This is a genomic window from Streptomyces sp. NPDC048248 (assembly GCF_043201875.1).
Lineage (GTDB): Bacteria > Actinomycetota > Actinomycetes > Streptomycetales > Streptomycetaceae > Streptomyces.
Genome location: NZ_JBICZL010000003.1, coordinates 549125 through 570842, shown reverse-complemented (window position 1 = coordinate 570842; position 21718 = coordinate 549125). Strand labels below are relative to the sequence as shown.

Here is a 21718-nt window from a genome sequence, read left to right as displayed (position 1 = left end):
AGTCCCTTTGGAACGAGACACTAAGTCGACAAGGCGCGCGCGTTCAACGAACACGCCGAACCTCCCGTTTTTCTTTTCACCCTATGTGATCACCCATAGCCGTAGCCATCCAGGGTGCTGGCCTGCGGCTACGGACGTCAACTCCCTGATGCCGCAGGGGCGCTGGGCACCGAGACGTCGAAGTGGCGCGCGTCACCCGCCGCTTTCAGCAGCGCGGTGAGCACCTTCGCCTTCCGGGCGCCTTGTTCGCCACTCCCCCAGGTGACCGTGCGGCCCCCCGCGAGTTCGAGGGTGATGGAGTCATAGGACTGTACGCGGATCTGCCGTACGTCCTTACGCACGGCCTCGGGCAGGTCCCGCGCGACGCCGACCGCGGCGCGACGCAACCGGTCGATTCCGAACCGATGCAGACTCGCGGAGTCCGATGCGGCCATTTCCAGAAGCGGAACATGACGGGGGGCGGTGCCGACGGTGGCGAAACGGACACCTTCGGCGTCCACTTCGACAAACTTTCCGCCCGATCGCATCAGGAGTTCCGGCTTCCTTTCGGTCACTTTCAGACCGATGGTGTGCGGCAAGGATCGCACGACCGCAACGGTCCTGATGCGCGGCAGGCGCGCGCGCAGCCGGGCCGCCATCTCGTCGGCGTCCACGGAGACCAGCGGAGCATTCATCGGAATGTCCGCCGCTTCGGTGACCTGATCGGCCGTCAGTACCGTGACACCGCTGACCTTTACGTGCTGCACACGAAGCCAGTTCGAGCCGTAGAGGGCCCAGGCGACGAAGGCGCCGAGCAGCGTCACGAGGGCCAGGATGATCATCAGACCGCGCCGGCTCGGCGCGCGGAAGGGGCGGCGCGGCCACCGCGAACCGCGCGCCCGGGAAGGCCCCTCGGAGGAGGGCGGGCCGGACGGCGACTTCTTGCGGTCTCTCTCGCCGCGCCGGGCGGTCGTCGGTCCGGCCACGCTCCCTGCTCTCCTCGTCGGCTACTTGTCGCGCTGGGCGATCGCCTCGTACACCATGCCGACCAGCAGCTCGTCGGCGTCCCTGCGGCCGAACTCGGAGGCCGAGCGGGACATCTCGTACAGCCGGTGCGGATCGGCCAGCACCGGGAGCACGTTGCCCTGCACCCACTCCGGGGTCAGCTGGGCGTCATCGACCAGCAGTCCCCCGCCGGCGTTGACCAGCGGCTGGGCGTTGAGCCGCTGTTCGCCGTTGCCGATGGGCAGGGGGACGTAGGCGGCGGGCAGCCCGACGGCGGACAGTTCGGCGACGGTCATCGCGCCCGCGCGGCAGAGCATCATGTCGGCCGCCGCGTACGCGAGATCCATCCGGTCCACATACGGTACCGGCACATAGGGCGGCATACCGGGCATGTTGTCCACGTGCGGCAGTTCGTTCTTCGGGCCGACCGCGTGGAGCACCTGGATGCCGGAGCGCTGCAGCGCGGGCACCGCGGCCTGGATGACCTCGTTGAGACGGCGCGCGCCCTGCGAGCCGCCGGACACCAGCAGGGTGGGCAGGTTGGGGTCGAGCCCGAAGGCCGCACGCGCCTCGGGGCGGACCGCGGCGCGGTCCAGGGTGGCGATGGTGCGCCGCAGCGGGATGCCGACGTAGCGGGCGCCGCGCAGCTTGCTGTCCGGGGTGCTGACGGCGACGAACTTGGCGTACCGCGAGCCGATCTTGTTGGCGAGGCCGGGACGGGCGTTGGCCTCGTGGACGATGATCGGCACACCGAGGCGCTTGGCGGCCAGATAGCCGGGCAGCGCCACATAGCCGCCGAAGCCGACGACGCAGTCCGCCTTCGTGCGCTCCAGGATCTGCTCGGCGGCCTTGATCGTGCCGCGCAGCCGCCCGGGGACGGTGATCAGTTCAGGGGTGGGCTTGCGGGGCAGCGGCACGGCTGGGATCAAACCGAGTTCATAGCCCCGCTCCGGGACGAGCCGGGTCTCCAGTCCCTTCTCCGTGCCGAGAGCCGTGATACCCACGGTCGGGTCCTGCCTCCGCAGGGCGTCCGCGAGGGCGAGCGCGGGCTCGATGTGGCCGGCGGTCCCCCCACCGGCGAGTACGACATGCACCGAAATTCACCGCTCTCCGGACGGCCGCTTCTTGACGGGCCGTCTCATCGTCTTCCATCTCACCCCAGCCGGTTTCCTTCCGAAAACCGGCTTCCGCGTGGCCAACGCCGCCAACGCCGCCCGCGCAGCGGGCTCGTCACGCGCGAAGGCGATCAGCAGTCCGATGGCGAACATCGTCGGCAGCAGCGCGGAGCCTCCGTAGGAGAACAGCGGGAGCGGGACACCGGCGATCGGCAACAGGCCGAGCACCGCACCGATGTTGATCACGGCCTGAGCCGTGATCCAGGTGGTCACACCTCCCGCGGCGTACCTGACGAAGGGATCCTCCGTGCGTCCGGCCACGCGGATACCCGCATAGCCTAGAGCCGCGAAGAGTGCGAGCACCGACAGCGTCCCCGCCAGACCCAGTTCCTCCCCGGTGATGGCGAAGATGAAGTCGGTGTGCGGTTCCGGGAGTTCGCCCCATTTTTCCATACTGGCGCCGAGCCCGGAACCGAAGAATCCGCCGGACGCAAGGGCATAAATGCCGTGAACCGCTTGCCAGCACTGGTCGCCGGGGCCCGGGTCGGTCGCTCCGATGCAGGCCAGCCTGGACATCCGGTTGGCGCTGGTCCTGATCAGCAGTGCCCCGATGACGGCGGCGGCGCCGAGCACCCCGACGAACAGCCGGGTGGGGGCGCCGGCCAGCCACAGCAGCCCGAAGAGGATCGCCGTGAGGATGATGGCGGTGCCCATGTCACCGCCCAGCATGATCAGCCCGAGCAGCAGGAAGGCCGCCGGGACCAGCGGCACCAGCAGATGCTTCCACTGCACCAGCAGCTTCCTGTCCTGCTTGCGCGCCAGCAGGTCGGCGCCCCACAGGACCAGCGCGAGTTTGCCGAACTCGCTCGGTTGCATCTGGAAAGGGCCGCCCAGGTTGATCCAGTTCTGGTTGCCGTTGACCGCGACCCCTATGCCCGGAATCTGCACCAGGCACATCAGGAAGACGGACCCGGCCAGCAGCGGATAGGCCAGCGCGCGGTGCAGTTTGACGGGCAGTCGGGAGGCGAGGAACAGCAGGCCCGCCCCGAGTACGGCCGCGAGCAGCTGCTTGCGGAAGAAGTACGTCGGGGCGAGGCCGGACTGCAGGGCCTTGATCTGGGAGGCGGAGTAGACCATCACCAGCCCCAGGACGGTGATCAGGAGGCTGCCGCCCAGGATCAGGTAATAGGCGGTCAGGGGCCGGTCCCAGGCGCGTTTGGCGCGGGTGTGGAGCCGTCGCGGGCCGCCCGAGAAGCGGCCCGCGCGCGGCGGGCGGGGTGGGGAGGTCCGGCGCGCCGGAAGCGGCGGCGCCGTCTTCGCCGATCGGGCCGTCATCCTCGTTCCCTCCACGGGTTCGCTCGCCGCCGATTGTCGACGACAGCGGGGAGAAACGGTTGGCTCAGTGATCCCGCGCGGTCAGTTCACCGACCGCGTCGGCGAAGGCGTCGCCCCGCTTGTTGTAGTTCACGAACATGTCCATCGAGGCGCAGGCCGGCGCCAGCAGGACCGTATCGCCCGGCTCGGCCAGACGGGTCGCTTCGCGGACCGCCTCGGGCATCGCCCCAGTGTCGGTCCGGTCGAGGTCGACCACCGGGACATCGGGTGCGTGTCGCGCCAGGGCTTCGCGAATCAGCGCCCGGTCGGCGCCGATCAGCACCACGCCGCGCAGCCGCGAAGCCGACCGCTGCACCAGCTCGTCGAAGGTCGCGCCCTTCGCCAGGCCGCCCGCGATCCACACGATGTGCTCGTACGCCGCCAAGGACGCCTCGGCGGCGTGGGTGTTGGTCGCCTTGGAGTCGTCGATGTAGGTGACGCCGTCGATGTCGGCGACATGCTGGATGCGGTGCGCGTCCGGGTGGAAGGCACGCAGTCCGTCGCGTACCGCCGCGGGCGAGACGCCGTAGGCGCGGGCCAGGGCCGCCGCCGCAAGGGCGTTGGCGATGTTGTGCGGGGCCGCGCTGCCGGAGCCCGGGGCGATGTCGGTGACCTCGGCGAGTTCCTGGGCCTGCTGCTGCCGGTTCTCCACGAAGGCGCGGTCGACGAGGATGCCCTCGACCACACCGAGTTGGGACGGGCCGGGGGTGTTGAGGGTGAAGCCGATGGCGCGGCAGCCCTCCTCGACGTCGGCGGCCCTGACCAGGTCCTCGGTCGCCTTGTCGGCCACGTTGTAGACGCAGGCGACGGTGTTGCCCTCGTAGATGCGGCCCTTGTCGGCGGCGTACGCCTCCATGGAGCCGTGCCAGTCGAGGTGGTCGGGGGCGAGGTTGAGGACCGCGGCGGAGTGCGCGCGCAGCGACGGCGCCCAGTGCAGCTGGTAGCTGGAGAGCTCCACGGCGAAGACGTCGTAGGGCTGTTGGCCGTGCTGCCCCTGGCCCAGGACGAGGTCGATGATCGGGGTGCCGATGTTGCCGACGGCGGCGGTGTGCAGCCCCGCGGCCTCCAGGATCGAGGCCAGCATCCGGACCGTGGTGGTCTTGCCGTTGGTGCCGGTGACGGCGAGCCAGTCCGCGGGGGTCTCGCCCCGCGATCCGCGCAGGCGCCAGGCGATCTCGACGTCCCCGACGACGTCCACACCGGCCGCGGCGGCCGCCGCGAACAGCGGGCTGTCCGGCTTCCAGCCGGGCGAGGTGACGACGAGGTCGGTGCCCTCGGGGAGGGTCGCGCCGTCGCCGAGGCGGACGGTGAGGCTCCCCTGCTGCCCGCCCGCCGTACCCGCGGCTGCTTCTTCCTCCAGCTCGCGGGCGGCGGCTCGTTGCTTTTCGCCGTCACCGCCGTCCACGACGGTGACGTGGGCGCCGAGGCCGGCCAGGGCGCGGGCGGCGCTGATGCCGCTCACGCCCAGGCCGGCGACGGTGAGGTGCCGGCCGGCGAAGTCCTGCGGGTCGTGCGCGGTCACTTCGCCGCCTGCCAACCGCCGTAGAAGATGCCCAGGGCGACGATCACGCACATGCCCTGGATGATCCAGAACCGGACCACCACCAGCACTTCGCTCCAGCCCTTCAGTTCGAAGTGATGCTGGAGTGGCGCCATGCGGAAGACCCGCTTGCCGGTCATGCGGAACGAGCCGACCTGGATGACCACGGACATGGTGATGAGGACGAAGAGGCCGCCGAGGATGGCAAGCAGCAGCTCCGTGCGGGAGCAGATCGCCAGGCCGGCGAGCGCGCCGCCCAGGGCGAGCGAGCCGGTGTCCCCCATGAAGATCTTGGCGGGCGAGGTGTTCCACCACAGGAAGCCGAAGCAGGCACCCATCAACGCCGAGGCGACGACGGCGAGGTCGAGTGGATCGCGGACCTCGTAACACCCGGGCCCCGCGGTGATCTGGTTGGCGCAGGACTCCTGGTACTGCCAGATGCCGATGAAGGTGTAGGCACCGAAGACCATCACCGAGGCGCCGGTGGCGAGACCGTCCAGGCCGTCGGTGAGGTTCACGCCGTTGGACATCGCCAGGATCATGAACAGCGCCCAGATCACGAAGATCACCGGGCCGACCTGCCAGCCGAAGTCCTGGGTGAAGGACAGCCGGTCGGACGCAGGGGTCTGCCCCCGCAGGTCCGCGAACTGCAGCGACAGCACCGCGAAGGCGATACCGACGATCAGCTGGCCGGCCATCTTGGCCTTGGCCCGCAGGCCCAGCGAACGCTGCTTGACGATCTTGATGTAGTCGTCGAGGAAACCGACCAGGCCCATGCCGGCCATCAGGAACAGCACCAGCACACCGGAGAAGGTGGGGTCGCTGCTCGTGATCACCTTGGTCAGCGCGTACGCGATGATCGTGGCCAGGATGAAGGCGATGCCACCCATGGTGGGCGTACCGCGCTTGCTGTGGTGATCGCGCGGGCCGTCGTCACGGATGAACTGTCCGTAGCCCTTCTTCGCCAGCAGCTTGATCAGTACCGGGGTGCCGATCAGGGTCAGGAAGAGCCCGATCATTCCGGAGAAGAGGATCTGCTTCATCGAGTTCATCGGGACGCGGCTCCGCCCTCGGCGACCGGTACGCCCTCGTCCAGCAATGCTGATGCGACCTGCTCCAGCCCCACCGACCTGGACGCCTTCACCAGCACGACGTCTCCCGGTCGCAGCTCGCTGCGCAACAGGTCGACCGCCGCCCGCGCGTCGGACACGTGCACCGACTCCTCACCCCACGAACCCTCGTTCTTGGCGCCCATGTCGAGCCAGGCCGCTTCCCTGCCGCCGACTGCCACGAGCTTGCTGACGTTGAGCCGGACGACCAACCGTCCGACCGCGTCGTGTTCGGCGAGTGAGTCCTCGCCGAGCTCGGCCATCTCACCGAGCACCGCCCACGTACGACCGCCCGTCGCCTTGTGGGCTGCGCCCATCGCGACCAGCGCACGCAGCGCCGCTCGCATGGACTCGGGATTCGCGTTGTAGGCGTCGTTGACGACCGTCACGCCGTCCGCGCGCTCGGTGACCTCCATCCGCCAGCGGGAGAGCGTGCCGGCTTCGGAGAGCGCCACGGCGATCTCGTCCACGGACATGCCCAACTCATGGGCGACGGCGGCCGCGGCGAGCGCGTTCGACACGTGGTGCTCACCGTACAGCCGCATGGTCACATCACTGCACCCGGAGGGTGTGTGAAGCGTGAAGGCAGGCCGACCATGGGCCGTGAGCCGGACATTCTCGGCACGTACGTCGGCGTCCGCGGCCTCACCGAAGAGCAGCGTGCGCGCCTTCGTACGGGAGGCCATGGCACGTACGTACGGATCGTCGGCGTTGAGGACGGCCAGACCGTTCTCGGGGAGCGCCTCGACGAGTTCGCCCTTCGCCTCCGCGATCCGCTCACGGCCGCCGAACTCGCCGATGTGCGCGCTGCCGACATTCAGCACCACGCCGATCTCGGGTGGGGTCAGCTCGGCGAGATAGCGGATGTGCCCGACACCGCGGGCACCCATTTCCAGGACGAGGTGACGGGTGCTGTTCTCGGCGCGCAGGGCGGTGAGGGGCAGCCCGATCTCGTTGTTGAGGTTGCCTTCCGGCCAGACCGTGGGGCCGTGCCGTTGCAGAAGCTGGGCGATCAGGTCCTTGGTGCTGGTCTTGCCTGCCGAGCCGGTGAGCCCGACGACGGTGGTGCCCAGGCGTTCGACGACGGCCCTGGCGAGCGCGCCGAGGGCGGCGACGACATCGTCGACGACGATCGCCGGGACGGGACGCTCCTCGGTGCCCAACGGGCGGGTGGCAAGGACGGCCACCGCGCCGTCGTCGACGGCGCCGGCGGCGAAGTCGTGGCCGTCGAAGCGTTCACCGGCGAAGGCGACGAACAGGCCTCCGGGGGCCACCTGGCGGGAGTCCATCACGACGGGCCCGGTGACCTGGATGTCGGCATCCGGTATGTCGTGCTGCTGCCCGCCGACGATGCTCGCGATCTCGGCGAGGGACAGGGAGATCACAGGTCACCCCCGGCAAGAGGCAGGTGGTGCCAGTCAAAGGGTTGTGCGCGCATGGCGGTGTGTCATCCCTGGTGTTTCGGCTGCTGTGACGTCAAGGAAGCCTCGATGGCCTCGCGCAGCACCTGTCGGTCGTCGAAGGGGCGTACCACTCCGGCGATGTCCTGGCCCTGTTCGTGGCCCTTGCCCGCGACGATGACGGTGTCGCCGGGCTCGGCGCGGGCGACGGCGGCGGCGATGGCGGCGGCCCGCTCCTCCTCGACCAGCACCGTGCCGCGCTCGTGGATGGGCACCTCGGCGGCGCCCGCGAGCATGGTGGCGAGGATGGAGAGCGGGTCCTCGTTGCGGGGGTTGTCGGACGTCAGCACGGCCGTGTCGGCGAGGCGGGCCACCGCGGAGCCCATCGGGACGCGCTTGTGCGGGTCGCGGTCGCCGCCGCAGCCGAGGACGGCGTGCAGCTTGCCGTCGGTGACCTTGCGCAGCGCGCGCAGCACCGATTCGACGGCGTCGGTCTTGTGCGCGTAGTCGACGACCGCGAGGTAGGGCTGGCCGGCGTCGATGCGCTCCAGGCGGCCGGGGACACCGGGGACCGCGGCGACGCCGTCGGCGGCGGTCTGCGGGTCGATGCCGGCGACGACCAGCGAGGTGATGGCGGCGAGCGCGTTGGCGACGTTGAACGGGCCGGCGATCGGTGACGCGGCACGCAGCCGCTGACCGTCCGGGCCGAGCACGGTGAAGGTCGAGCCGAGGGCGCCGACCTCGACGTCAGCCGCCCGCCAGTCCGCGTCCGGGTGGCCCTCGGCGGAGAAGGTGGTGACCGGGACCTCGGACTCGCCGTCGGCCAGCCGCTTGCCGTACTCGTCGTCGAGGTTGACGACGCCGGCGCGGCTGCGGGCCTTGGTGAAGAGCCGGGCCTTGGCCTGGAAGTAGTCCTCCATGCCGGAGTGGAACTCCATGTGCTCCGGGCTGAGGTTGTTGAAGATCGCGACGTCGAAGACGCAGCCGTCGACACGGCCCAGCACCAGCGCGTGGCTGGAAACCTCCATGGCGACCGCGCGGACACCCCGCTCGCGCATGACGCCGAACAGCGCCTGGAGGTCGGTCGCCTCGGGGGTGGTGCGCTCGGACTTCATGCGCTCGTCGCCGATGCGGGTCTCGACGGTGCCGATCAGGCCGGTCAGCCAGCCCTCCGCCTTCGCGGCGGCGGCACGCAGCCCGCCCTCGATGAGGTAGGCGGTGGTGGTCTTGCCCGAGGTGCCCGTGATGCCGATCTGGAGCAGGTCCTCGCCGGGTGCTCCGTAGATCGACACCGCCAGGCCGCCCATACGGGCGCGCGGGTTGTCGACGACCAGGACCGGCAGGCCGGTCTCGGCGGCGCGGTCCGCGCCCGAGGGGTCGGTCAGGATCGCGGCGGCGCCGAGGTCGGCGGCCTGCGCGACGAAGTCGGCGCCGTGCAGCCGGGCGCCCGGCAGGGCCGCGTAGACGTCGCCCGGGCGGACCGCCCGGGAGTCGTGCGTGATGCCGGTGACCGAAACGTCGCTTGCACTGCCGGCCGGGGCCGGTGTGCCCAGCTGCTCGGCGAGGTCCGCCAGGGGGGTGGGGCGGACCCGCTCGGGTCGGGGCGCTCCCGGATAGGTGCCGGGACTTCCCTTCTGAGCGTTCTGGGCTTGGGTGGACTGATCAGCGTGTGACACGGCGGTGAGCGTACCGGGCAGAACGGGCCCGGGGCGAAGCGAGGGCCGCGTGGAGTAGCGGTTCACGGTTTCCGGCGTGCCGTCGGGAGTGCCGTCGGGAGTGATCGTCGTCACGGCAGGGTTGCCTCGATTTCATTCGCCTGGCTTGAAGGTGACCGGCAGCCGCGGGGGCTTGGCGCCGGTCGGCGGAACCTGGAGGGTTTTCAGTGCGAACTGCATGACCTGCTGGTAAATGGGGCCACAGATCTGGCCACCGAAATAACTGCCGCTGGTGGGGTTCTGGATGGCGCAGTAGACGGTGATCCGGGGCTTGTCGGCGGGCGCGAAGCCGGCGAAGGAGGCCGTGTAGCCGCGGTAGCTGCCCGTCTTGGGATCCACCCGGTTGGACGTGCCGGTCTTGCCGCCCACGCGGTAGCCGGGGATCTTCGCCTTCGAGCCGGTGCCCTCCTCGTCGTCCACCACGGATTCGAGCATGGTGGCGAGCGTGGTGGCGGTCTTCCGGCTGACGACGCGGTTCTTGGCGGGCTTGGGCGCCGGCACGTACCGGCCGTCGGGCCCGGTGGTGCCGCGGACGAGGGAGGGGGCGACCCGCTCGCCGCCGTTGGCGATCGTGGAGTAGACGGAGGCGGCCTGGACGGCGTTGAGGGACAGCCCCTGGCCGAAGGGGATCGTGTACTGCTGCGAGGTGTTCCAGTCCTGCGGCTTGGCCAGGATGCCGTCCGTCTCGCCGGGAAAGTTGAGTCCCGTGGGCTTGCCGATCCCGAATTTCCGCAGGTAGGAGTGGAGCACCTGGTTGGATTCACGCTGGGTCCTGCCCAGCTGACCGGTCGCGAGGATGGTGCCGATGTTGCTGGATTTGGCGAGCACGCCGTTGAGCGTGAGGTGCCAGGTCGGGTGGTCGATGTCGTCCGCGAAGAGCCGGTCCCCGCGGTGCAGCCGGTTGGGCACCGTGACGCGGGTCGCGGGGGTGGCGACGCCCTCCTCCAGGACGGCGGCCATCGACATGACCTTGCTGGTGGAGCCCGGCTCGAAGGCGTCGGAGAGCGAGGCGTTGCCCAGCGCCTCCGGATCGGCCTCGGAGATGTCGTTGGGGTCGAAGCCGGGAGAGTTCGCCAGCGCCAGGATCTCGCCGGTCCCGGTGTCCTGGACGACGACGTAGCCGCGGTCGGCCCGGGATTTCGCGACCTGCTTGCTGATCGCCTGCTGCGCCGCCCACTGGATGTCGCGGTGGAGGGTCAGCTGGACGTCGGTGCCGGGGACGGCCGGGTGCTCCTGGGCATCGGCGGTGGGCACCCGGCGGCCGCCGGACTGGGCGTAGACGAGCTTGCCGTCCTTGCCCGTGAGGTTCTTGTCGAGCCGTGCCTCCAGGCCGCCGCCTCCCCTGCCCTCGCGGTTGACGAAGCCCAGGACGCCGGAGGCGAGGGTCTTGTTGGGGTAGACCCGCTTGCTGTGCTTGTCGGCGAAGATCCCTACCAGGACGTTGGGACGGGGAGCGCTGCGGGGAGCGGCGGCCGCCTTCGCGTCCAGGGCCTTGCGGAGGTCCCTGATCTGCTTCCAGACCTGCGGCGTCTGCTGGCGGGAGAGCAGGACATAGCGGGCGTCGGGTTTGGCGAGCTTGGCGGCGAGCGTGGCCTGTGCCTCGTCGAGGATCGGCGCCAGCAGGGCCGCGGCTTGCTGCGGGGCGTCCTTGATCTTGGTCTTGTCGGGCGCGAGCAGGCTGGGGTCGGCGGTGATGTCGTAGGCGTCCACCGTCGTGGCCAGGGCCACGCCCTGCCGGTCGGTGATCGCACCCCGTTCCGCGGCCAGCTTGACCGGGACGTAGCGGTTCTCGTTGGCCTTGGCGGCGAAGGCCCCGGAGTCGACCGCCTGCACCTGGAAGAGCCGTACGACGAAGACCAGCATGACCAGCGTCAGCGCCAGGGAGACCAGCCGGAGCCGGGGGCGGGGGCTGCCCAGGCGGATCACGGCGGAGCCGGGGCGGGGGCGCGAGGGCCGGCGGGCGGCGGGCGGCCTGCTCGCGCCGGCACGGGCCGTGCCGGGCTTGGGCACGGGCCGCTTGGCGGCCGGCTTGGCGGCCCCGGACCGCGCGGCCGGGCGTCCGGGCCGCGCGCGGCCGCCGGCCTGCCCGCGCTGGGCAGGGGGCGGTACACGGCGCCGGGGGTCCCTGGGCTCGGTCATTCCGCGTGCTCCGGGACGTGCGCGACGTTGCCGGGCCGCGGGGTGGTCCCGGCCTGCGGCGCAGTGGCCGCCGGGCAGGGGCGGGCGGCCGAGGCCGGTGTGGTGGCTCGGGCAGGGCGGATGCCGTACGGGGCGGTGGTCTCGCGCGTCACGGCTTCACCTGCCGAAGGTCATCGGAGCGCGGGGCCACCGCGCGGTCCGGCGTGGATCCGCTCGGGCCGCCGGTCGCGAGGCGGTGCACGGCGGGTGCGCCCTGAGCGAGCTCCGAGCGCACCTGGCCGACGGCGTCCACGGAGCCCGACGGGGCGGACGAGGTGCGGTGGACGGGCACGGCGGTCGCGCCGAGGGGCCGGGCGAGGCTCTGGGGGACGCCGGCCCCCATCGGGGACATCTCGGCCCCGGCCTTGCCCGGCTTGCCGAGGACCGTGCCATCCGGGAGGAGGAACGCCGGATTGCCTCCGGGCACCATCCCCAGCTCCCGGGCGCGCCGTTCGAGTGCTCCCGGGGCGGAGTAGCCGTCCACCTGCTGCTGGAGGGCCTGTTGTTCGTCCGTCAGCTCGTCGGTCTTCTTCTCCAGGTTGCTGAGTTCGAAAGACCCCTGGTTGAGGGCGGAGTTCAGCAACAGCAGCGTGATCAGCCCGGAGCCCAGGAGCACGACGACGAGAAGCACGAAGGGCGTGCGCGCGGCGGAGCCGGCGCCGGAGGGGAAGAGCACGGAGAGGCGTCCCGGCCCTCCCCGCGACCGCCCCTGGCCCCTCACGCGATGTCCTCGCGGATGCGCTCGGCGCCGCGGAGACGGGCAGGGGCCGCCCGACGGTTCTCGGCGATCTCCTCCTCCGTGGGGAGTTCCGCGCCGCGCGTGAGCAGCTTCAGGCGGGGCTGGTACTGCTCGGGGACGACCGGCAGGCCGGGCGGTGCGGTATTGGTCGCACCCGCCGCGAAGACCTGCTTGACCAGCCGGTCCTCCAGCGACTGGTAGGACAGCACGGCGATCCGGCCACCGACGGACAGCGCCTTCACGGCGGCCGGGATGGCGCGCTCCACACTGGCGAGTTCGGCGTTGACCTCGATGCGCAGGGCCTGGAAGGTCCGCTTGGCGGGGTTGCCGCCGGTGCGCTTGGCGGCCTGCGGCAGGGCGTCCCTGATCAGTTCGACCAGCCGCGCGCTGTTGGTGAAGGGCTCCTTGGCCCGCTCGCGCACGACCGCTTCGACGATCCGCTTGGCCTGCTTCTCCTCTCCGTAGGAGCGCAGGATCCGCACGAGTTCACCGGGCGCGTAGGTGTTGAGGACGTCCGCGGCGCTGATGCCGGTCGTCTGGTCCATCCGCATGTCCAGCGGGGCGTCCTGCGCGTAGGCGAAGCCGCGGTCGGCCTCGTCCAGTTGCATGGAGGACACGCCGAGGTCGAACAGGACGCCCTGGACGCGGGGCAGTCCGAGGCGGTCGAGGACCTCCGGGAGCTCGTCGTAGACGGCGTGCACCAGGGTGGCGCGCTCCCCGAAGGGGGCCAGCCGCTCCCCGGCGAGCCGGAGGGCGGAGGTGTCGCGGTCGAGGGCGACGAGCCGGGCCGCAGGGAACGTGGAGAGCAGCGCCTCGCTGTGCCCTCCGAGGCCGAGGGTGCAGTCGACGACGACCGCACCGGGCTCGGCGAGCGCGGGGGCGAGCATGTCCAGACAGCGCTGGAGCATGACGGGGACGTGGCGAGTGTTGCTGCTCATGCGCCTTCCGATGGGCTGGGCGGCAGGTGGGGCCCCCGGCCGCTGGCTGGGGAATGGCCGCACGCACCGCTTGGTCCCCGCCCGCTCTGAAGGGGAAGTGGCCCTCCGGCGACGGGGAAGTGACGTCGGATGACCGTTGGAGCGGGAGGAGGCCGAGCCGCACGTACGCACGCGCGCACGCGAGGGATTCGGGATCCAAGGAGAGCGTCGCGCCTCCCACTTCGCGCCACTTTAGTCGACCGGCTGCCTCGGTCAATCAACCGGTTCCGCGCGTCCCGCGACGGCTTCGCGGGGGCCTTCTCACCCGGATGGCGGCACCGCCCACCACCCGTGTGGATTACCTCACAGGGGGTGATGTTGCCCCCTATGCCCGCCCTCACGGGCGGCCGGACGAACCGCGGCGGATTACCGTTGGGCCATGTCCATATCTGCGTCGCAGCCGTCGCCCCAGCCCACTGACAGCGCCGCCGCCCGGACCGGTGGCACGGTCACCGACCGCCTCGTCGAGGCGAACGAGCGCTACGCCGCCGCCTTCAAGGACCCCGGAATGGATGCCAGGCCCGTTCTCCAGGTCGCCGTGGTGGCCTGCATGGACGCGCGCATCGATCTGCACGACGCCCTGGGGCTCGAACTCGGTGACTGCCACACCATCCGCAACGCCGGCGGCGTGGTCACCGACGACATCATCCGGTCCCTGACGATCAGCCAGCGCGCGCTGGGGACCCGGTCGGTCGTCCTCATCCACCACACCGGCTGCGGCCTGCTGAATCTGACCGAGGACTTCCGCCACGAGCTGGCGGCCGAGGTCGGCCAGCGGCCCACCTGGGCGGTCGAGGCGTTCAAGGACCTCGACGAGGACGTCAGGCAGTCCATGCAGCGGGTGCGCACCTCCCCCTTCCTGCCGCACACGGACGACGTCCGCGGCTTCGTGTTCGACGTGACGACGGGGCTGCTGCGGGAGATCGACCCGCAGGGCTGAAAGCCATCCGCAGAACCGAGCTTGTGCCGACGGGCCGGTGGGCGGGGCCGAGAGCCCTGTCCCCACCGGCCCGTCGGCGTCGCGGCGCGGGGGCTGGGCGCGGGGGCTGGGCGGCGCGGGGGCGGTGCGGGGGCGGGGCGTCGCGGGGGCGGGCGTCGCGCGGGCACGGGGAGGGGCTGAACGGGGGCGTGGCGGGGAGGGTCTGAGTGCCTCGGCGCGTCGGTCCGGGTCACCGCCGAGGGTGCCCGGGTCGGCTCCGGACCGGTCCCGGCGCGGTCTCGGGCCAATTCGCCGGGGGCATCGTCATCCACCGCTCGTCCCGTATGACCTGATGCACCGCCATCGCCTTGTTGACCGGGAAGATGACGGTATCGCCGCCCCAGTTGTCCACAGGCCATGACGCGAAGCCGGATGGACAGCAAGAATGCCTACGTGACGTCGCATCGGCCGAGGCCGGCGCGGCGGGCACTTTCGGGGCGGGCCGGGTCCGCACAGAGGGCAACGGTCCGGAAGTGGGGGATCCCCTTTGCTCCACGTGAGCTCGGGGAAGGGGCCGAGGAGGGCCGAGTGACGACGTATGACGAACGAGCGAGCCTGAGCGATCTGACCACCACGGCGGAGCGGGTTCACCGGTCGGTGGAGGCTGTGATCGAGGGCAAGCCGGAGGTCGTACGGCTCTCGCTGACCGTGCTGCTCGCCGAGGGGCATCTGCTCATCGAGGACGTGCCCGGCGTGGGCAAGACCATGCTCGCCAAGGCGCTGGCCCGGTCCATCGACTGCTCGGTGCGGCGCATCCAGTTCACGCCCGACCTGCTGCCGTCCGACATCACCGGTGTCAGCATCTTCGACCAGCAGAGCAGGGACTTCGAGTTCAAGCCGGGCGCGATCTTCGCGCAGATCGTGATCGGCGACGAGATCAACCGCGCCTCGCCCAAGACCCAGTCGGCCCTGTTGGAGTCGATGGAGGAGCGGCAGGTCACGATGGACGGGCAGACCTATGAGCTGCCCAGCCCCTTCATGGTGGTCGCGACGCAGAACCCACTGGAGATGGAGGGCACCTATCCCCTCCCCGAGGCGCAGCGCGACCGCTTCATGGCCCGGGTGTCGATCGGTTATCCGAGCCCGGCGGCCGAGCTGCAGATGCTGGATGTGCACGGCGGCGCCTCGCCCCTCGACGACCTCCAGCCGGTCGCCCACGCCCACGACATCCTGAAACTGATCGACGCGGTGCGCACGGTCCACACCGCGGAAGCCGTGCGCAGATACGCCGTCGACCTGGTCGCCGCCACCCGCACCCACCCCGAGCTGCGGCTGGGGGCCTCGCCCCGTGCGACGCTCCATCTGCTGCGGGCGGCGAAGGCCTCGGCAGCGCTCTCCGGCCGGGAGTACGCCCTGCCGGACGATGTCCAGGCGCTGGCGGTGCCGGTGCTCGCGCACCGGCTGCTGCCCACCGCGCAGGCCCAGTTGAACCGCCGTACGGCCGAGCAGCTCGTGCTGGAGATCCTGCAGCGGGTCCCGGTGCCCGAGCCGTCCCCCCAGCCGTGGCGGCAGATGCGCGGTCAGCAGCCTCCCGGCGCTCGGGGGTTGTGATGTCCGACGGGGGGAGGGAAGGGATGCCGGAGCGGGGCGGGCTCCGGGCGGCCTTCCGGGGGATGACGACCCGCGGCCGGTCGTTCCTGGCGGCCGGCATCGCCGCCGCGGTGTGCTCCTACCTCCTCGGGCAGGCCGATCTGCTGCGGGTCGGGCTGCTGCTCGCGGCGCTGCCCCTGGTGTGCGTCGTCGTGCTGCACCGCACCCGCTACCGCATCGCCGGCAGCCGGTCACTCTCCCCCGCACGGGTCTCCGCGGCGTCCGAAACCCGGGTCGGACTCCGCCTGGAGAACGTCTCACGGCTGCCCACGGGCGTCCTGATGCTCCAGGACCGCGTCCCCTACGTCCTCGGGCCGCGCCCCCGCTTCATCCTGGACCGGGTCGAGGCCGGCGGGCTCCGCGAGGTCTCCTACCGTGTCCGCTCCGACCTGCGCGGCCGCTACGAGCTGGGACCGCTCCAGCTGCGGCTCTCCGACCCGTTCGGCATGTGCGAGCTGACCCGCTCCTTCACCACCTTCGACACCCTCACGGTCGTGCCGCGGGTCGAGCCGCTACCTCCGGTCGGACTCGCCGGCGAGGCATCCGGCTACGGCGACGGGCGGCAGCGCTCGCCTGCCCTGGCCGGCGAGGACGACCTCATCCCCCGCGGCTACCGCCACGGCGACGACCTGCGGCGGGTCCACTGGAGGTCCACCGCGCGCCACGGCGAGCTGATGGTCCGCAGGGAGGAGCAGCCGCAGAAGGCCCGCTGCACGGTGCTTCTCGACACGCGCCTGGGAGCCCACTCGGGGTCCGGGCCCGACTCGGCCTTCGAGTGGGCGGTCGCAGGCGCCGCCTCGATGGCCCTGCACCTGCTGGAACGCGGCTTCGCGGTGCGGCTGCTGACCGACACCGGCACCGCGGTGCCCGGCCCGGACGGTGCCGGCGGCACCGAGGCCGCCGACGCAGCGGGCCTGCTCCTCGACACCCTCGCCATGGTGGAGCAATCCGAGGAGGACGGCCTCTCCGCGGCCTACGACGCCCTGCGCGGCGGCAAGGAAGGGCTGCTGGTGGGCTTCTTCGGCGAGCTGGACGAGGAGCAGGCGGCGGTCGCCGCGCGGATGCGGCAGCGCTGCGGCACGGCCGTCGCGTTCGTCCTGGACGGTGACGCCTGGTCCCGCGGGGTGGGTGGATTCCGGTTCTCCGACGGCGGCGTCCGGTCGGCCGACCGGCTGCGGATGCTCCGCGAGGCGGGCTGGACGGCGCTGCCGGTGGCCCCGGGGACCTCCCTGGCCGACCTCTGGCGGTCCGCGGACCGGACCGGGGTGCACATCGATCCGAGAGCGGAGGCCGGGTATTCCGCGACGGCGGGGACGGCTCCGCGGACGGCGGCAGGGGGCAGGGCATGAGCGGCCGGGCGCGGTTGGCGCTGTGCGCGATGGTGGCGACGCTGGCGGCGGCCTGCGCGCTGCTGCCGCTGGTGGATCCGTTCACCTGGATGATCCAGGCGGCGATCCTGCTGGCGATCATGACCGGCGTGGGCGCGCTGACCCGGCGGGTGCCCCTGGCCAGGCCCCTGACGATCGGCGCGCAGGCGCTGGCGGGCGTACTGCTGCTGACCCTGCTCTGCGCCCGCGACCAGGCGGTCCTCGGGCTGCTGCCCGGACCGGACGCGGTCACCGCCTTCGCCCAGCTGGTGCGGGACGGCGTCCACGACGTCGGGCGGTACGCCATCCCGGCCCCCGTCACTCCCGGCATCCGGCTGCTGCTGATCGCCGGGGTGCTGGTGATCGGCCTGATCGTGGACGCGCTGGCGGTCACCTACCGCAGTGCGGCGCCGGCGGGGCTTCCGCTGCTCGCGCTGTATTCGGTGGCTGCCGGCCTGTCCCAGGGCGGCGCGGGCTGGCTGTGGTTCCTGGTCGCGGCGACCGGCTATCTGCTGCTGCTCCTCGCCGAGGGCCGCGACCGGCTCTCGCAGTGGGGGCGCGTGTTCGGCGGGACCGGAGGGCCGGGCCAGGGCGGCAGGCAGGGCCCCGTAGCCGGGGTCGAAGGACCGGCGACGGCCCCCATCCGCACGGGCCGCCGGATCGGCGCGCTGGTGCTCGGCATCTCGCTGGTGGTGCCCGCCGCGCTGCCCTCACTCGGCGGTGGGCTGCTCGGCCCGGCCGGCGGCGCCGGGGGCCCCGGAGGCGGCGGAGGCACGATCTCCGCGGTGAACCCCCTGGTGTCACTCCAGAACAGCCTCAACCAGCCGTCGGACAAGGAAGTCCTCAACTACCGCACGACCGCGGACAACACCAGCGACCTGTATCTGCGGATCGTCGCCCTCGACCAGTTCGACGGCACGGCCTGGAAGCCGTCCGAGCGCACAGTCACCGATGTCCCCGACGAGCTGCCCGCCCCGCCCGGGCTCTCCTCCCGGGTGACCGTCGACCGGATCAACACCTCCATCTCCACCGCCGAGTGGTACGCGCAGAACTGGCTGCCGCTCCCCTACCCGGCGGCCAAGGTGGAGATCCCCGGGCGCTGGCGCTTCGAACCGGCGGGCCGCACCCTCGTCGGCGACCGCGGCCAGAACACCCGGGGCGTGCAGTACCAGGTCGAGAGCCTCCAGGTGCGGCCCACTGCCCGGCAGCTGTCCGCCGCCCCGTCGCCGCCCGCGGCGCTGGTCCGGGAGTACACCAAGGTGCCGCGATCCCTGCCGTCCGTGGTGGGGAGCACGGCCCGGCAGGTCACCAGGGGCGCGCCGACGCCGTACGCCAAGGCCGTGAAGCTCCAGGAGTGGTTCTCCCTCGACGGCGGCTTCAGCTACAACACCGACGTCCGCGCCGGCAGCGGCTCCGAGGCCATCGCCCGGTTCCTGGAGCAGAAGGAGGGCTTCTGCGTCCACTTCTCCTTCTCGATGGCGGCGATGGCGCGAACTCTGGGCATACCGGCCCGCGTCGCGGTCGGCTTCACCCCGGGCACCAAACAGCCCGACGGGACGACGTCCGTGGGACTCAAGGACGCGCACGCCTGGCCGGAGCTCTACTTCGCAGGTATCGGCTGGACCCGCTTCGAGCCGACCCCGAGCCGGGGCAGCATCCCGGACTACACCTACCCCGACAACTCCGGCGCGGGCGATCCCGTCGAGCCCGCCCCGGACACTGCCCCGTCCGACGCACCGTCGGAGGAGCCGTCCGCCGAGCCGTCCTGCGGCCCGGAACAGAAGCAGGACGGGGCGACGACAGGCTGTGTGACGGTGCCCGCGGAATCAGGCCCTCGCCCACCGTCCTCCGGGCTGTCGGTCCCGGCTGCCATCGCTGTCGCGATCGCCGCCCCACTCGCCCTGCTGCTGCCCCTCGTCCCGCTCCTGTGGCGGGTCCGCAGACGGGCGCGGAGGCTGGCGGGGGACGGTCTCGGCGGCGATATCGCGGCCCGCACCCTCGCTGCGTGGCGGGAGCTGCTCGACACCGCGTGGGACTTCGGCGTCCTGCCCGACGAGTCCCTGACCCCGCGCAGAGCGGCCACCCGGATCGTTCGCATCGGAAAGCTGGCACCCGAGGCGGCCGATGCCGCTCAGCGGGTGGCCACAGCCGTCGAACAGGTTCTGTACGCCCCGCAGCCGCAACCGGCGCCCGGCCTCGCCGCGGCCGTGGAGGAAGTACGGGCCGGACTGCGGGCCGAGGCGAGCCGCGGCATGCGCCTTCGTGCCCTGATCGCCCCGCGCTCCGCGATACGCCTGATGTGGGCCGTATCCGCCCGCTGGACCACACTCCTCGCCCGCTGCGCCACCAGCCGCCCGGTCACCAGAGCCCGCCGCACGGCCGCCGCCCTGCGCCCGGGTCGGCTACGGGCCTAAGGCCGTGTCCGCAAAGTCCCGTCGTCCGCCCGTAGGGCGGGGTCCGCGGCGTCTGGTGCACTGCACTCGTCCGTCTCGGCTCGGAGTCGCCTTCGGAGGCCGAGCGCGACCGCAAGGCGGAGGGTCGTCCTCGTAGTGGGTCCACGTGGGCGATCCCGACAACGCAGCGAGCGTGCGTGCCAGACGTCTCGGACCAGGCGTCGCGGGCCAGGCGGGACGTTGCGGAACACGCCCCATAGGAGCTGCGAAGAGGTGCGGGGAAAGCTGGGCGGCGGGCCTGAGCCGTTCAGGTTCATACGGTGTGGCCCAACAAGCGTTTCGGTTGGCGGACGGGACCTGGAGACACGTGGGACGCCTCGCACCAAAAACAAACGTGCCGCGGCCGCCCGATCCTGTCGGGCGGCCGCGGCACGTAGAGCTGCGAAGTGCGATGGAACGCGAAAAGTAGGGGTCAGTGACCCTGTTCGTCGCGGCGACGCTGCCAGCGGTCCTCGATGCGATTCATCATCGAGCGCCGCTGCCTGGCCTGGCGGCCCGTGGGCGCGCCGGGCGTGCCTTTGGAACCCTCGCCGGACTGCTGCTCACCCGGTTTGGGGGCCTTACGCCATCCGGTGACTGCCAGCACCGCGCAGCCGAGCATGACGAGGAAGCCCACGACACTGATCCAGATCTGCTGCGCGACCATTCCGGCCATGAGCAGCGCGATACCCACCAGGAAGCCCGCGACCGCTTGGTAGACCCGTCGCCGGGTGTACGTACGCAGCCCGCTTCCCTCAAGCGCTGTCGCGAACTTGGGATCTTCGGCGTACAGCGCTCGCTCCATTTGCTCGAGCATGCGCTGCTCGTGCTCCGAGAGCGGCACGGAGTCCTCCTACTCGTCGGTCGCGGGGGGCGACCGGGTGCGACCCTTTCAGGATAGGCAGGGAATCGCCCCCGTGAAACCCGCCCCTCTACGCCACTTCACAGTCCGGGCCGCCACGGCGGCACGTGGTGATGCTGCCTGCATTCCCCACCCGCCTATCCGTCATGCCGGAACGTCGTACCCCGATCATACGGGGAGAAGGGGCTGATCGGGTGGCCTGTGGCCGACTGCACGCGCCAGGCGTGCGAAGCAGGTAGGTCAGTCGCGCTCGGCGAGGACGTGCAGCTGGGTCGCGACGGAATGGAAGGCGGGCTGTTCCGCGGCCTCCGCCTCCAGCTTCAGCAGCGCCTCCATGGCACCCGGTTCGGTGTCGACGAGCACCCCCGGGACCAGATCGGCGAAGACCCGGACGCCGTGTACGGCGCCGACCTGCAGGCCGGTGGCGGAGACCAGCTCGGTGAGCTGCTCGGCAGTGAAGCGGCGCGGCACCGGGTCGCCCTCGCCCCAGCGGCCGGCCGGGTCGGTGAGGGCATGACGGGCCTCGTCGAAGTGCCCGGCAAGGGCGCGGGCGAGGACCGCACCGCCGAGGCCGGCGGCGAGGAGGCTGAGCGTCCCGGCCGGGCGCAGCGCGGCGACGGCGTTGCGAACGCCCTCCGCCGGGTCGTCGACGTACTCCAGCACGCCGTGGCAGAGCACGGCGTCGTAGCCGCCCCGCTCGACGACGTCGAACAGGCCGTGGGCGTCGCCCTGCACGGCGCGCACCTGGTCGGCGACGCCCGCCTCCGCGGCCCGGCGCTCCAGGGCGAAGAGGGCGTTGGGGCTCGGGTCGACGACCGTCACGCGGTGGCCGAGGCGGGCCACCGGTACGGCGAAGTTGCCGGTGCCCCCACCGGTGTCGAGGACGTCGAGGGCGTCGCGCCCGGCGGCCTTGACCCGGCCCTCCAGGGCGTCCTTGAGGACCTCCCAGACCACGGCGGTACGAAGGGATGCGCGCGGGCGCAGCGGGTCAGACACGGCGGGTGGCTCCTCGGAGGGGGCAGAACGGTCCAGGCGCCCACCACCCTATTGCGTTCCGCGCCGTCCGCCGCCTGGGGCGTCCCCCGTGCCGCCCATGCCCCCATCTGGGATGACACGGGCAGCACGGACGACGGGCGGACGCGGGGCGGGGGCGGCTGGCCCGCAGGCGCGGCGGGCGACCGGGCACGGGGCCCCGCAGGACGGACCAACCACCGGGCAGACCGCACATCGCGCAGACCCGGCAGGCACGGGCACAGCGGCAGGCGGCAGGCGGCAGGCGGCAGGCGGCAGGCGGCAGGCGGCAGGCGGCAGGCGGCAGGCGGCAGGCGGCAGGCGGCAGGCGGCAGGCGGCAGGCGG

At 71.9% G+C, this 21718-nt stretch carries 17 protein-coding genes; 4 read left to right on the top strand and 13 right to left on the bottom strand.

Annotated features, from left to right (window positions below):
- Positions 1–137: 137 nt before the first annotated feature.
- The 11 genes from ACGFZW_RS08575 to rsmH form a co-directional block, all read right to left on the bottom strand.
- Positions 138–965 (bottom strand): cell division protein FtsQ/DivIB, encoded by an 828-nt coding sequence (locus tag ACGFZW_RS08575; RefSeq protein ID WP_393892288.1) that lies wholly within the window; start codon positions 963–965, stop codon positions 138–140.
- 21 nt (positions 966–986) lie between these two features.
- Positions 987–2078 carry an undecaprenyldiphospho-muramoylpentapeptide beta-N-acetylglucosaminyltransferase gene (murG, locus tag ACGFZW_RS08570; RefSeq protein WP_393892287.1) on the bottom strand — a complete coding sequence of 364 codons (1092 nt, stop codon included), beginning with the start codon at positions 2076–2078 and terminating at the stop codon, positions 987–989.
- A 6-nt stretch (positions 2079–2084) separates the two neighbouring features.
- A complete protein-coding gene (ftsW, locus tag ACGFZW_RS08565) occupies positions 2085–3434 on the bottom strand; it encodes a putative lipid II flippase FtsW (protein ID WP_393892286.1) in 1350 nt (449 codons plus the stop codon).
- 64 nt (positions 3435–3498) lie between these two features.
- On the bottom strand, positions 3499–4995 hold the full coding sequence (gene murD, locus ACGFZW_RS08560; RefSeq protein WP_393892285.1) for a UDP-N-acetylmuramoyl-L-alanine--D-glutamate ligase: 1497 nt from the start codon (positions 4993–4995) through the stop codon (positions 3499–3501).
- Positions 4992–6056, bottom strand: a complete 1065-nt coding sequence (gene mraY, locus ACGFZW_RS08555; RefSeq protein ID WP_393892378.1) for a phospho-N-acetylmuramoyl-pentapeptide-transferase — start codon at positions 6054–6056, stop codon at positions 4992–4994. Before mraY ends, murD begins: the two co-directional genes overlap by 4 nt.
- Positions 6057–6061: 5 nt before the next feature.
- Positions 6062–7507 (bottom strand): UDP-N-acetylmuramoyl-tripeptide--D-alanyl-D-alanine ligase, encoded by a 1446-nt coding sequence (gene murF / locus ACGFZW_RS08550; protein WP_393892284.1) that lies wholly within the window; start codon positions 7505–7507, stop codon positions 6062–6064.
- A gap of 62 nt (positions 7508–7569) precedes the next feature.
- Entirely contained in the window at positions 7570–9312 is a 1743-nt protein-coding gene (locus ACGFZW_RS08545; RefSeq protein ID WP_393892283.1) for a UDP-N-acetylmuramoyl-L-alanyl-D-glutamate--2,6-diaminopimelate ligase, read from the bottom strand.
- Positions 9313–9330: 18 nt separating this feature from the next.
- Complete coding sequence (locus ACGFZW_RS08540; protein WP_393892282.1) at positions 9331–11376, bottom strand: peptidoglycan D,D-transpeptidase FtsI family protein; 2046 nt, start codon at positions 11374–11376, stop codon at positions 9331–9333.
- Positions 11373–11528, bottom strand: coding sequence for a hypothetical protein (locus ACGFZW_RS08535; protein WP_393892281.1), 156 nt, complete (start codon positions 11526–11528; stop codon positions 11373–11375). Before ACGFZW_RS08535 ends, ACGFZW_RS08540 begins: the two co-directional genes overlap by 4 nt.
- Positions 11525–12091 (bottom strand): septum formation initiator family protein, encoded by a 567-nt coding sequence (locus ACGFZW_RS08530; RefSeq protein ID WP_393892280.1) that lies wholly within the window; start codon positions 12089–12091, stop codon positions 11525–11527. Before ACGFZW_RS08530 ends, ACGFZW_RS08535 begins: the two co-directional genes overlap by 4 nt.
- A 41-nt stretch (positions 12092–12132) precedes the next feature.
- Positions 12133–13092 carry a 16S rRNA (cytosine(1402)-N(4))-methyltransferase RsmH gene (gene rsmH, locus ACGFZW_RS08525; RefSeq protein ID WP_393892279.1) on the bottom strand — a complete coding sequence of 320 codons (960 nt, stop codon included), beginning with the start codon at positions 13090–13092 and terminating at the stop codon, positions 12133–12135.
- Positions 13093–13510: 418 nt separating this feature from the next.
- Here rsmH and ACGFZW_RS08520 point away from each other — a divergent pair, with 418 nt between their 5' ends.
- The 4 genes from ACGFZW_RS08520 (at position 13511) to ACGFZW_RS08505 (ending at position 19481) form a co-directional block, all read left to right on the top strand.
- Positions 13511–14071 (top strand): beta-class carbonic anhydrase, encoded by a 561-nt coding sequence (locus tag ACGFZW_RS08520; RefSeq protein WP_393892278.1) that lies wholly within the window; start codon positions 13511–13513, stop codon positions 14069–14071.
- A 567-nt stretch (positions 14072–14638) separates the two neighbouring features.
- Positions 14639–15661 (top strand): AAA family ATPase, encoded by a 1023-nt coding sequence (locus ACGFZW_RS08515; RefSeq protein WP_393892277.1) that lies wholly within the window; start codon positions 14639–14641, stop codon positions 15659–15661.
- Positions 15661–17049, top strand: coding sequence for a DUF58 domain-containing protein (locus ACGFZW_RS08510; RefSeq protein ID WP_393892276.1), 1389 nt, complete (start codon positions 15661–15663; stop codon positions 17047–17049). Before ACGFZW_RS08515 ends, ACGFZW_RS08510 begins: the two co-directional genes overlap by 1 nt.
- Positions 17046–19481 (top strand): DUF3488 and DUF4129 domain-containing transglutaminase family protein, encoded by a 2436-nt coding sequence (locus ACGFZW_RS08505; protein ID WP_393892275.1) that lies wholly within the window; start codon positions 17046–17048, stop codon positions 19479–19481. The genes ACGFZW_RS08510 and ACGFZW_RS08505 overlap by 4 nt, the downstream gene beginning before the upstream one ends.
- Before the next feature lie 451 nt (positions 19482–19932).
- On the opposite strand, the gene ACGFZW_RS08500 is transcribed toward ACGFZW_RS08505, so the two are convergent.
- Positions 19933–20343 carry a DUF3040 domain-containing protein gene (locus ACGFZW_RS08500; RefSeq protein ID WP_393892274.1) on the bottom strand — a complete coding sequence of 137 codons (411 nt, stop codon included), beginning with the start codon at positions 20341–20343 and terminating at the stop codon, positions 19933–19935.
- Between the two features lie 258 nt (positions 20344–20601).
- Complete coding sequence (locus tag ACGFZW_RS08495; RefSeq protein WP_393892273.1) at positions 20602–21357, bottom strand: methyltransferase; 756 nt, start codon at positions 21355–21357, stop codon at positions 20602–20604.
- Between the last annotated feature and the right edge of the window lie 361 nt (positions 21358–21718).